General features: G+C 56.3%; 11 protein-coding genes. 5 read left to right on the top strand and 6 right to left on the bottom strand.

The features are described from left to right. Nucleotides 1–11 precede the first annotated feature (11 nt). Nucleotides 12–1,052, top strand: coding sequence for an IS110 family RNA-guided transposase (locus tag BUE21_RS12745; protein WP_073353485.1), 1,041 nt, complete (start codon nt 12–14; stop codon nt 1,050–1,052). 810 nt (nt 1,053–1,862) lie between these two features. On the opposite strand, the gene BUE21_RS12740 is transcribed toward BUE21_RS12745, so the two are convergent. From BUE21_RS12740 to BUE21_RS12720, 6 genes are all read right to left on the bottom strand, one after another. Next, nucleotides 1,863–2,426, bottom strand: a complete 564-nt coding sequence (locus BUE21_RS12740; RefSeq protein WP_143164529.1) for a hypothetical protein — start codon at nt 2,424–2,426, stop codon at nt 1,863–1,865. 66 nt (nt 2,427–2,492) lie between these two features. Next, nucleotides 2,493–2,882: a hypothetical protein gene (locus BUE21_RS14570; protein ID WP_143164528.1), complete on the bottom strand. Its 390-nt coding sequence runs from the start codon at nt 2,880–2,882 to the stop codon at nt 2,493–2,495. An 83-nt stretch (nt 2,883–2,965) separates the two neighbouring features. Beyond that, nucleotides 2,966–4,018, bottom strand: a complete 1,053-nt coding sequence (locus BUE21_RS12735) for a HaeII family restriction endonuclease (RefSeq protein WP_073357038.1) — start codon at nt 4,016–4,018, stop codon at nt 2,966–2,968. Beyond that, nucleotides 4,018–4,971 (bottom strand): DNA cytosine methyltransferase, encoded by a 954-nt coding sequence (dcm, locus tag BUE21_RS12730; RefSeq protein WP_073357037.1) that lies wholly within the window; start codon nt 4,969–4,971, stop codon nt 4,018–4,020. The genes BUE21_RS12735 and dcm overlap by 1 nt, the downstream gene beginning before the upstream one ends. 353 nt (nt 4,972–5,324) lie before the next feature. Continuing rightward, a complete protein-coding gene (mnmC, locus tag BUE21_RS12725; RefSeq protein WP_073357036.1) occupies nt 5,325–7,289 on the bottom strand; it encodes a bifunctional tRNA (5-methylaminomethyl-2-thiouridine)(34)-methyltransferase MnmC2/FAD-dependent 5-carboxymethylaminomethyl-2-thiouridine(34) oxidoreductase MnmC1 in 1,965 nt (654 codons plus the stop codon). Continuing rightward, a complete protein-coding gene (locus BUE21_RS12720) occupies nt 7,286–7,558 on the bottom strand; it encodes an oxidative damage protection protein (protein WP_073357035.1) in 273 nt (90 codons plus the stop codon). The genes mnmC and BUE21_RS12720 overlap by 4 nt, the downstream gene beginning before the upstream one ends. 248 nt (nt 7,559–7,806) lie before the next feature. Between BUE21_RS12720 and ssuE the strand changes: the two genes are divergently transcribed. The 4 genes from ssuE (at nt 7,807) to ssuD (ending at nt 10,990) form a co-directional block, all read left to right on the top strand. Then, nucleotides 7,807–8,406, top strand: a complete 600-nt coding sequence (gene ssuE, locus BUE21_RS12715) for an NADPH-dependent FMN reductase (protein ID WP_073357034.1) — start codon at nt 7,807–7,809, stop codon at nt 8,404–8,406. Between the two features lie 70 nt (nt 8,407–8,476). Continuing rightward, nucleotides 8,477–8,725, top strand: a complete 249-nt coding sequence (locus BUE21_RS12710; RefSeq protein WP_073357033.1) for a hypothetical protein — start codon at nt 8,477–8,479, stop codon at nt 8,723–8,725. A gap of 133 nt (nt 8,726–8,858) precedes the next feature. After that, the gene (locus BUE21_RS12705) at nt 8,859–9,806 is read left to right on the top strand and encodes a sulfonate ABC transporter substrate-binding protein (protein WP_143164530.1); all 948 of its coding nucleotides are present in this window, start codon (nt 8,859–8,861) and stop codon (nt 9,804–9,806) included. A 26-nt stretch (nt 9,807–9,832) separates the two neighbouring features. Then, entirely contained in the window at nt 9,833–10,990 is a 1,158-nt protein-coding gene (gene ssuD / locus BUE21_RS12700; RefSeq protein ID WP_073357031.1) for an FMNH2-dependent alkanesulfonate monooxygenase, read from the top strand. Nucleotides 10,991–11,002: the final 12 nt, after the last annotated feature.

The raw sequence follows: 11,002 nt of genomic DNA, 5'->3' as shown, positions 1-11,002 counted from the left end.
GGGGAAAGAAAATGGCAATTATCACCGTAGGAATCGACCTGGCCAAGAACATCTTTGCCGTGCATGGCATCCATGCCGCAGGCAAACCCGAACTGGTACGCCCCAGCGTCAGTCGCGCCAAACTGCTCGACCTTCTCGCCAGCCTGCCGCCTTGCCTGATTGGCATGGAAGCATGTTCCGGTGCCCACCACTGGGCACGGCAATTACAGAAGTTGGGCCACACTGTGCGCATCATCGCCCCCAAGTTCGTCGCTCCATACCGACTCTCAGGCAAACGCGGCAAGAACGACGCTGCCGATGCGGCTGCCATCTGCGAAGCCGTCAGCCGCCCGCACATGCGCTTTGTGCCCATCAAGAACGAAGAACAGCAAGGCCAGCTCATGGTGCATCGCGCACGGCAAGGCTACATTGAACAACGCACCGCCACCATCAACCGCATCCGGGGTCTGTACAGTGAGCTGGGCATTGTCATGCCACTGAAGGCGGCCACGGTACGCCAGCAAGGCCATCAACACCTCGAAGCCCTGCCGGGCTGGGCGCGTACCGTCATCACCGACTTGCTCGATGAAGTCCAGCATCTGGATACGCGAATTGCCCAATACGACCGCCACATTGCCAGCATGGCCCGCCAACACAGCCAGGCCCAGCAGCTCATGCAACTCGGTGGGATTGGAGAGACGACTGCCAGCGCACTCATCAGCACCATAGGCAACGGTCACGACTTTGCCAATGGCAGACAGTTGAGTGCATGGCTGGGCCTGGTGCCGGGCCAGTACAGCTCGGGAGGCAAAAGCAGGCTGGGGCGCATCACCAAGACGGGAGACCGCTACTTGCGCAGTCTGCTCACCCTGGGAGCCAGGGCCGTGCTGGCTGCGGCCATGCGCAAAACAGAGGCTGGAGGCTATGACAAGCAAGACAGCATCAGTCGCTGGGCCAGAAGCGTGGCAGAGCGCAGAGGATACTGGAAGGCAGTGATTGCGATAGCGGCCAAGAACGCACGCCTGTGCTGGGCGGTGCTGAGCAAAGGAGAGCACTTCAAGCTGCCCACCTAGAGCAGAGCATGGGTAGTCAGACAGAGGGAGAAAAGCCGACCACCGTGAGAGAGGCCATCGTTGATGAGAAGCAAGTAAAGGTCAGGACCTGCGCAGGGGAATGCTCGGTTAATTCAATGGGGAAAGAGGCAGACCATGCCCCCAGCCCCGACTAACGAATGGAGCCCCTTGCGCGCGTCTTTCATCAGGGTTTGCAGCCAGCAAACGAAGGCTGCATCAATGACCGTTTGTAGTCACGCCGTCCACAGCCCTTTACCGAGACATCATCGACCCAGGCTCCAAACAGAGTATTGGTGGAAATGAGAGACAGGCACGCCAACAGGCCTGAACCATTGCATGGCAATGATTCAGGGGGGAGTTTTATTGCTTGCTACGGTGGGGAAGCCCTTGTAGCCGAAATTAAGCCGCCGCGTGAAACGCGGTCGGCTTGAATGACTTGTTGGGCGGCAATGTATCAAATCGCCGCGACCGAAACACGAAGCGCCTGCAAGCGAAGCCCGCCACGCCTGGAGCGCATGACGGAAGCCTGCCAGAGACAGCCGCGATGAGGCGGGCCGAAAGAAGCCGCACTACTGACGTTGCGATACCCCGAAAGATGCGCCACCCCGAAGCCGAAGCCCCAACACGCCACGCCCGTGCGCGCCGCGCAGCCTTGCCGAAACGGCTTTTCTGGCGCTGACCATTGCAGAACCCGATACGGCAAAGCGACACGACGGAATACCTCCAGCCCGAATTGCAGCCCAACGCCCGCCATCACCGGTGACAAAACCGCAGCGAAGCGGAGGGTTTGGCATCCGATGCATGGCTTTGTTAAGCAAGACTGTATGCCGAACTGTGGTAGTGGATGAAGGGGTACTCACCGAGCCCCGCTGCCTTATGTAGCTGTCGAATAGCTTCCTCGACGTTGGAAAAGATCCGCGCTGCATTCTCCAAAGTGCAGGCATCCATCCATTTCGTGCCGATCATATAGGATCGTAACTCATCCTCTGAGAGCTCGACTGTTTCCTGGCGTTCAACTTCCTCAGTCTTGCCGTGCGCAAGTGCGTCACGGAAGTCAAATACATCCATAACAGAGCGAAAGGGTTCTTTCGAAAGATCCTGATTGAGCTCGAGGCGTTCATTGAATTGGCGCAGCTTCTTGAACTTTGAAAGCTTCCTCTCTTTGGACTCCCAATTCGAATCCAAATGCGCACCTAGGTGGTTGAAATACGCCTCCACGGCGAATGCTGAATACACCAACACGTTCATCGCCTGAAAAAAACGCCCTTCTTCCTTCTCACGCGCAAATTCAAGCGCCACACGAGCACTTTTGAGCATCCAGTTGTAGGTTGTGACCTTCCCAGATCCTGAAATAGAAACCATTTCTTTAGCCATATGATTGCTTAACGAATAAGTTCAGCCGCCGCCGTAGGCGGTCGGCTGCGACGAATGGTTATACACCTAGCGACGAGCACCAGAAATTATGGCGGCCAATACGCCAGGAACAACAAGAGCCAAGCCAGGCGCCGCAAAAATTGCAGCCAGGAGCCAATGCCAACCCCAAACGTTCATGGCACCAAAAAAAGCACCAATGGTTATCGGAAGAGTGAAGCGAAAAATGAAAGCAACTGCCAACGCAGCCCATGCCCACCCAACTCCGAGGCCATGTTCAATTCCGGCAAATCCCGCAACGAGTTGTGCTATCCCAAATATTGCAAAGGCAATAAAACCGCCAGTACCAAGAAGTGCGTTCATAGTGACCCTAAGAAGATACGTATAACATTGGCTTAACCTGCGAGCCGTTAAATGGCGTGAATCTTGCCCGGCGAATGCCGGAAAAGCAAGATTCATGACATAGGCGAGTCAGGTTGAAGCCGTTGTTGGACAGAAGACCACCACGTAGAATGAGCCTTTGCCATGGACGGCAAAGGCAATTAAAAATCAGATACATTAGTACGGTATTTTCTCAATTCTAAAAAGGTATTAAATTCTGTGTTGTCTGTAGTAGGGAATTCAACTTGGATTTCGTTTTTTATTTTTTGAAGAAGTCTATCTGCAATTAAGTTTGAATACTTACCTCTCAATGCAGTTTCATACCAGCTAATTAGTTCTGATTCAGTAACTATACTTTGTATTTTGGACTTCCAGCCAATTTGATTGAGTACTGATATTAAGACGGACTCTTCCGAACTTTTGCATATTAGAATTATTCGATCGGATGACACCGCACTAACTATGCTTTCAGCCAGTTCTTCTGTTAAGGATAAATGCTTTACTTGAATAGTGAGACCAAAGTTTGACCACATATCAAGACCACGATCTGCCGCATTAGTTACACCAACTCGGTTAATTTTTCCCGAAATAGTTAACCTTGTTTGGTTTTCAGAAAATCCCAATATTTTCTTTGCAAATCCATAAAATTCATTTAGCACAACAAGCTTATTTTCATCAATATAGGCATCAATTTTTAAATCAATTATTTCAATAATTGAAGAAAAAATAGAATAAACAACTATTTCGTAAATTTTATCTATGCTTCTACGCAAACCTGGTTCTAACCAGAACATTTCTAAAAATTCAACCAGCATAAAATTTTTTCTATCGTGAGAAATACAATAATCAAGTCCTGTTGACAACTGTGAGAATCGCTGTTTGAACTTTGAATAAATATACTCTTCAACAATCCCGTTATTGGCTTTATTTATCTGAGCCAATGTTCTAATTGCCTCTGGAGGAACAGCGTTTTCATTAAACACATCATCCTGGTATCGTGCTGACGAAGTACTCGTTCTACCCAGAAACTGTAGGCAAACAATATCTCTCCAAGCTCTTGATTTAGTCCTATAAGACTCAACATTGTTAAGATCGACATCTTTATTTATTCTATCTCTATGAAGTATTTCAGCTATTTGAATAGGTTTATATAAATGAACTCGTGCCTTATCAATTATTTTATTTAGAGAGTCTTTCGCTTCTTTATTTGTCATTATACTACCTCAATTAATTCTAGTTGTTCAGCTTTAATAGCTGGCTTCTTATTTTCTAAAGACTGAATAAAATTCTTAGCAATTGCTTCTATTACAGGAACAGTAACAGAATTACCGGCAATTTTTCTGGCCTGCGTATAAGGCAAGGTAATTTTAAAATCTTTTGGAAAGCCTTGCAGATTGAACATTTCTCTTGAAGTTAGCCGCCTCTCCCCATTAACTAATAAATAGTTGTAACTTCCACCAGCTCTTAATGCACATGAAAACGGTAATGCAGAAATATTACCACCAATGTTTTCATGCCAAATAGTAGGTCGCTGTGGTTTTCCTTTTACATGTGCTAATCGTTTTTCTTTTATATGATCAGTTACAAAATATGACTTATCTATAGTGGCTTCATCTTCAAGAAATTCACTTAATGGGCGATACGACCTAATTGGTTTTGGGAACTCAAAGTGTATATCTTCCTTAAATCCAACGATGTAAATTCTTTCTCGTTTTTGTGGAATACCATAGTCAAGTGAATTAAGTATTTTGTAATGTATAAAATAACCAAGATTTTTTAGTTTTTCTGTTATTATTCGAAATGTATTCCCATTATCGTGGGTAGTCAATCTTCTAACATTTTCGAGAAAGAAGGCGTAAGGTTGTTTAACTGCAAGGATTTCTTCAATATTAAAAAAAAGTGTACCTCTTGTATCCTCGAATCCTAAGCCCTTTCCCGCAATACTGAATGGTTGGCAAGGAAACCCTGCCAGTAATATGTCATGGTCTGGTATTTCTTCTGGTTTGATTAGATTAATATCACCGAATGGTTTCTCTCCAAAATTATCCTCATACATTTTTTGTGCATGTTTATCCCATTCTGAAGAAAATACAGTTTTACAACCGTGGGCCTCAAAACCCAATCGAATACCACCAACACCTGCAAATAAATCAATAGTTCTATACATTCAATCCCTCAATCCTGTATACTACCATTTTTTCTTAAATTTTACAATCAGGCCAGCGCCACGGATGGCGCTCGCGTAGAATAATCTGTGGTCTGGTGCGCGAAAGCGCATCTGCCCAACTACATTTAGACCGTACTATGGTAGTCCATCAGTACGGCCTAAAAATCTTTTTGACAAACGCTGTTCATAGCGGAAATTCGCGGCAACCAAGTATTTAGGCCGCCTAAATTTTTGCAGATGAAACAACGACGATTTTTGTCCCAAGTAGTCGCCCAGTCGGCGCATTGATTCCAGCCTGTGGGGACAGTCTTTGGGTAAGACTCCATTCTATTCGCACGGAGTGGGGCTGGAGGTCATGAAACCGGGGAGGAGTCATTCCACCGTGTACTCAGCAGGGCTTGTGCCAGCGATGCGTCCAGTGGCAGGGGTTCGCCGTGCAGGGCGGATGCCAGGGTGTCGGCGGCCAGCCAGGCCAGTGTCAGGCCGCGTGAACCCAGGCCGGTGGCCAGCAGCAGGCCCTGTTCAGCAGGGGCGGTGCGGATGGGGCCGAATACCGGAGTGCGGTCGGGTACGGTGCAGCGGCTGGCCCACCAAGTGTGCACGGTGGCAGGGGGGGCGAACAGCAGTGCGTCGCGTGCGCTGGCTTCGGTGGGCATGAGCCATTGCAGGCGGGCGCGGTTTTCGACCAGTGCGGCCTGCCGTGCCGCTTCGTCTGGAGGCTGCCGGGTGTTTTCGCGTTCAAACGTGCCGCCGCTGACCCACAGGTGCTGCTCGGGGCTGTCCGCTTGTGGCACATGCACGAAGCTGCCTTTGCCGTTCACCGGGCAGGGGGGCAGGCCAGTCGGCGCAGTGGATGGGGCCGCCACCGTCCCCCAGGCGACCTGACCGCGCACGGCATTCAGGCTGAGCGGGCGTTGCAGCCAGGGCTGGATCAATGCGGCACTGTGTACCCCAGCGGCCACGACCATGCAGGCGGCGGTGGCCATGACGCTGCCATCTTCGGCCAGAGCCTGCCATGCCAGGGCAGGGCCATCGGGGAGTCGGTCAATGCGGTGTACGGCATGGCTGTCGTGCCGCTGGATGCGCGGATGCCGCAGCAGGGCATCGATCCATGCGGTGGGCCGCAGCCAGCCAGCGTCTGGATGCCAGAGCACTGGGTGGGGGCTGTCGTCGGGGATGCCGGCTGCTCCACGTTGGGATGCGCTGGCGGGGTGGGAGTGGGGGACTTGTGCGTCGGGGGTGCGGGGCAGTCCTGCTTTTTTGCCGATGCGGTGTTCCAGCACGCCACTGGCTTGCCAGTCCAGCCCTTCGCGCAGCAGAGCGCGGGCGGAGGCGATGGTAGCTTGAATGCCAGCGCGGCTCAGGCGCGACAGCGGTGCATCATCGGGGGAGACGTGCGGGGCAAACAGCCCGACTGGCAAGGCGGATGCGCCACCGCAGCCCGCCTGGGCCTGCTCCAGCACCGTGACCTGCCAGCCACGCTCGGCCATGTGGTATGCCATGCACGCGCCTGCCAGCCCGGCACCGATGACCACGCATTCGCGTGGCCCGACGCTGGTGCCGGGGGCGTATTGTGCGGGCAGGATGGAGGGGCGGGGATGCGGTTGCCACGCGGGCGCGTACAGTGCCCGCAGGTTGTGTTTCTTAGGGGGCGTGCCGGGTACGCGCTCGACCTGAAAGCCGCATTGGGCCAGCGTGTCGCGCACGGCGCGTGCCACGCACCAGGTGGCCAGCGTGGTGTGGCCGGGTGTGCTGCAACGCGCCACTGCTTTCAGGGTTGGCAGGCTCCAGATGTCCGGGTTGGCGGCAGGGTTGAAGCCGTCCAGATAGATGGAGTCGGCTACCCAGCCTTGCGTGCGCAGCAGCATCTGTGCGTCGCCTATGGCGAGGGTGAGCTGTACCCGCCCTTGATCGAACACCAGCCGGTGAATGCCGGGGCGGGTGTCGCGGTATTGCTGTGCCAGTTCTTCGGCCAGCGGCAGCAGCGAGGGGTAGGCACGGCGGGCGGCCTGCACCAGGTCGTTTGCCGAGACCGGCCATGCTTCGGTGGAAATGAAGTGCAGCCGCTGGCAACGCCGTGCATCCTGCCGCCAGGCGTTCCAGGTACACAGGAAGTTCAGCCCCAGCCCGAAGCCGGTTTCCAGCACACGCCACTGTGCCTGTTCCTGCCAGCGGGCGGGCAGCCCGCAGCCGTGCAGGAAGGTGCCCACGGACTGCGCCACGCCGCCTTCATGCTGGCTGTGGTAGCGATCCTGAAACTGCGCGGAGTAGGGCGTGCCGTCGTCCAGCCAGTCCACCGGCGTGGCGGGCTGGGTCATGGGGCGGGGGGGACGTAGCCGTGGGCCACATCGGCCCCGCCGCCAAAGAAGTGCAGTTCCATCTGGCGGGCCAGGTATTGGCGGGCGCGGGCATCGGCCAGGTTCAGACGGTTTTCGTTCACCAGCATGGTTTGCTGGTGCATCCAGGCGGCCCAGGCTTCCTTGCTGACGCTTTCCCAGATGCGCTTGCCCAGTTCACCGGGGTAGGGCGCAAAGTCCAGCCCTTCGGCCTCTTTGTCGAGCTTGATGCAGTGAATCATGCGGGTCATATATGCCTTTCTGTTATGAAGAACTAAAAAAGATGTAGTTCGGGTTTTGATCGGATGTCGCCAGAATGCGCGCATTGCATCGCCATGTTCACAGAACGGGTGGGCAAGCAGGCATGGCTTCAGACGAAGGCCGTGACTTTATCAAGAATTTTTGTCCCCTTGGGGGGCATGTGGGTTCATTCGGGAGTGTGTGCGGCCAGGCTTGCGGGCCAGCCGGACACTGGGGGGATGAACCCGGAAAGACCGAAATGAGTGTGTTGTTGATCCAGGCCAGCCCGTCGGCGCAGTCGCGTTCTGCGGCTTTGCTGAATGCCGTCCAGCAGCAATTGTTGCAGGAAAGGGTGGGCCATGTGGAGCAGTTGCGCATTGCCAGCCTGCCCGCCCAGGCTTTGCTGCTGGCCAACGCAGAAGACGCACAACTGCGCCAGGCACTGGCAGCGGTGCAGCACGCCCAGGTGGTGGTGATTGCCACGCCGGTGTACAAGGCGGCCTACAGCGGCCTGCTCAAGGTGTTTCTGGATTTGTTGCCTCAGGCCGGCCTGAAGGGCAAGACGGTGCTGCCGCTGGCCACTGGTGGCAGTCCGAACCACATGCTGGCACTGGACTATGCCCTGCGGCCGGTGCTGCAATCGCTGTCGGCCCGGCACATTCTGCCGGGGGTGTATGGCGTGGAAGGGCAGATTGTGCTGACCCCCGAAGGGGCCTACACGCTGGAGGCGCAGTTGCAGGCACGTCTGCACGATGCCGTCACCAATCTGTTGCAGGAGCATGCGCGTATTTCCAGGGTAGTGGGGCAGGACGGTGGGTTCGAGGCCATTGCGTTCGCCCATGTGCGATGTAGCGTGTGATGGCGCACGGCCGCTGCATGCGCACTCGCATGGCATTTCCCCATTTTTTGCATGGTACGAAGGTCTTCTCATGACACACACCAACCACCCTGATACCCGATCCATCCCGCTGGATGCCCCTGCCGCTCCCGGTGCGCGGCTGCTGGCCACCACGGCGCAAAGCTGGGGCCTGCACTGGCCGCCGCGCCGGGGTGTCACTGCGCCGGTGCAGAAGGCCCGGCGCGTTTCTGCCTTGCAGGCAGTGCTGGCGCAGCGCGTGGTCGCTCCCGTTCTGCCCCAGGCCACGGTCAAAGGCCTGCTGTTCCAGTTTGCAGCCTGAGAACCTGTTTTCAGGCCACAGCCTGCCGAGCCACTCCATTCCTACATCACCCCGAAACGAGAAATCAAACATGGCGATCACCCCCAAGACATCCATTCCCGATGCTCCGCTTTCTGCCGAGCGCAGGCAGTTCATGGGCCGCACGCTGGGCGTGGCCGGTGTGGCTCTGGCTGCATCGGGCCTGGGCTGGGCATCTTCCGCGCAGGCACAGGCGGGCCGTCAGGGTGGCCAGCGCGTGCTGCGCATTGGCAACCAGAAAGGCTTTCTCAGCATCCTGAAGGCACGCGGCACACTGGAAGAGAAACTCGCCCCGCTGGGCGTGCGCGTGACCTGGACGGAATTCGCCGCAGGCCCGGTGCAGCTTGAAGCCCTGAATGTTGGCTCGATTGACTTTGGCGATGTGGGCGAGGCCCCGCCGATCTTTGCGCAGGCCGCTGGCGCGCCCTTGGCCTATGTGGCTTCCAGCCCGCCACGTCCGCGCCTGGAATCCCTGATCGTGCCCAAGGATTCGCCTATCCAGAGCGTGGCCGACCTCAAGGGCAAAAAGCTGGCGTTCAACAAAGGCTCGAACGTGCAGTATTTTCTGGTCAAGCTGCTGGAAAAGCATGGCCTGAAATACAGCGACATCCAGCCGGTGTTCCTGCCCCCTTCCGACGCGCGTGCCGCCTTCGAGCGCGGCTCGGTGGACGGCTGGCTGATCTGGGAGCCGTTCCTGTCCTCCGCCGAAATTGGTCTGGGAGCCAGGACGATTGCGAATGCCGAAGGCGTGGTGAACAACCGCTATTACTATTTCTCGTCGCTGGACTACGCCAAGAACAACGCGGACATCATCAAGGTCTTCATTGATGAACTCAATGCCGTGGAAGTCTGGGCGCAGAACCACAAGGACGAGGCGGCCCAGGAGCTGTCGAAGATTTTCGGCATTCCGGTGGAAGTGCTGCAAAGCTACATCAGCCGGGTCGAGTTCGGCGTGCTGCCGATCAGCCGCGAAGTCCTGCTGGAGCAGCAGGTGATTGCCGATACCTTCCTGGAGCTGAAGCTGATTCCGCGCAAGCTCAACCTGCTGGATGCTGCCGTCTGATTTTTTCTTTTCCCTGACTCACTGATATGTCGATTTTCTGGTTCATTCCCACCCACGGCGACAGCCGCTACCTGGGCACCGGCACAGGTGCCCGCCAACTCGACCACAACTACCTCAAGCAGGTCGCCACGGCGGCCGACAGCCTGGGCTACGAAGGCGTGCTGATTCCCACCGGGCGTTCCTGCGAAGACCCCTGGGTGGTGGCCGCCAGTCTGCTGCCGGTGACGCAGCGGCTGAAGTTTCTGGTGGCCGTGCGCCCCGGTCTGCACCAGCCCGCGCTGGCCGCCCGCATGGCCGCCACGTTCGACCGCCTCTCCGGCGGGCGGCTGCTGGTGAATCTGGTCACGGGTGGCAGTGAGGAAGAACTGGAAGGCGATGGCCTGTTCCTCGACCACGCCGAGCGGTATGCCCAGTCGGAAGAATTCATCCGCATCTGGCGCGAGATTCTGGCACGCAGCCACGATGGCGAGTCCTACGACTTCGAGGGCAAGCATTTGCAGGTCAAGGGCGCGAAACTGCTGTTCCCGCCGCTGCAAAAACCCTATCCACCGGTGTATTTCGGTGGATCGTCCAAGGCGGCGCACGCGCTGGCCGGGGAGCAGGTCGATACCTACCTCACCTGGGGCGAACCACCTGCTGCCGTGGCCGAGAAAATCGCCGATGTCCGCGCCGAAGCCGCCAGGCACGGGCGCACCGTGCGCTTTGGCATTCGCCTGCATGTGATCGTGCGCGAACGCGAGGAAGATGCCTGGGCGGCCGCCGAACGCCTCATCAGCCATGTGCCCGATGAAGCCATCGAGGCCGCCCAGAGTGCGTTTGCCAACATGGATTCCGAAGGCCAACGCCGCATGGCCGCGCTGCATGTGGGTCGCAAGGGGCGCAGCCGTGCCGATCTGGAAATCAGCCCCAATCTCTGGGCTGGAGTTGGGCTGGTGCGCAGCGGTGCAGGCACGGCCCTGGTGGGCAGTCCGCAGCAGGTGGCAGACCGCATTCAGGAATACGCCGATCTGGGGCTGGATACCTTCGTGCTGTCGGGCTATCCGCATCTGGAAGAAGCCTACTACTTTGCCGACCTGGTGTTCCCGCTGCTGCCGCCCTCCATTCACCAGCGCATTGGCGCGCAGCAGAGCTTCACGCGGGGCGAGGCTGTCGCCAATCTGTACCGTCCCAAGGACGCAGCCTGATGGTTTCTGAAA

The sequence above is a fragment of the Lampropedia hyalina DSM 16112 genome, from assembly GCF_900129055.1.
Classification (GTDB): Bacteria; Pseudomonadota; Gammaproteobacteria; order Burkholderiales; family Burkholderiaceae_C; genus Lampropedia; species Lampropedia hyalina.
The sequence above is the reverse complement of the archived record's forward strand: the minus strand, read 5'-3'. Positions and strand labels throughout refer to the sequence as shown.

Bases quoted from the DNA above. Each gene is read 5' to 3' on its own strand.
- BUE21_RS12745 (WP_073353485.1), top strand. From the start codon at position 12: ATGGCAATTATCACCGTAGGAATCGACCTGGCCAAGAACATCTTTGCC.
- BUE21_RS12740 (WP_143164529.1), bottom strand. From the start codon at position 2,426: ATGGCTAAAGAAATGGTTTCTATTTCAGGATCTGGGAAGGTCACAACC.
- BUE21_RS14570 (WP_143164528.1), bottom strand. From the start codon at position 2,882: ATGAATCTTGCTTTTCCGGCATTCGCCGGGCAAGATTCACGCCATTTA.
- BUE21_RS12735 (WP_073357038.1), bottom strand. From the start codon at position 4,018: ATGACAAATAAAGAAGCGAAAGACTCTCTAAATAAAATAATTGATAAG.
- dcm (WP_073357037.1), bottom strand. From the start codon at position 4,971: ATGTATAGAACTATTGATTTATTTGCAGGTGTTGGTGGTATTCGATTG.
- mnmC (WP_073357036.1), bottom strand. From the start codon at position 7,289: ATGACCCAGCCCGCCACGCCGGTGGACTGGCTGGACGACGGCACGCCC.
- BUE21_RS12720 (WP_073357035.1), bottom strand. From the start codon at position 7,558: ATGACCCGCATGATTCACTGCATCAAGCTCGACAAAGAGGCCGAAGGG.
- ssuE (WP_073357034.1), top strand. From the start codon at position 7,807: ATGAGTGTGTTGTTGATCCAGGCCAGCCCGTCGGCGCAGTCGCGTTCT.
- BUE21_RS12710 (WP_073357033.1), top strand. From the start codon at position 8,477: ATGACACACACCAACCACCCTGATACCCGATCCATCCCGCTGGATGCC.
- BUE21_RS12705 (WP_143164530.1), top strand. From the start codon at position 8,859: ATGGGCCGCACGCTGGGCGTGGCCGGTGTGGCTCTGGCTGCATCGGGC.
- ssuD (WP_073357031.1), top strand. From the start codon at position 9,833: ATGTCGATTTTCTGGTTCATTCCCACCCACGGCGACAGCCGCTACCTG.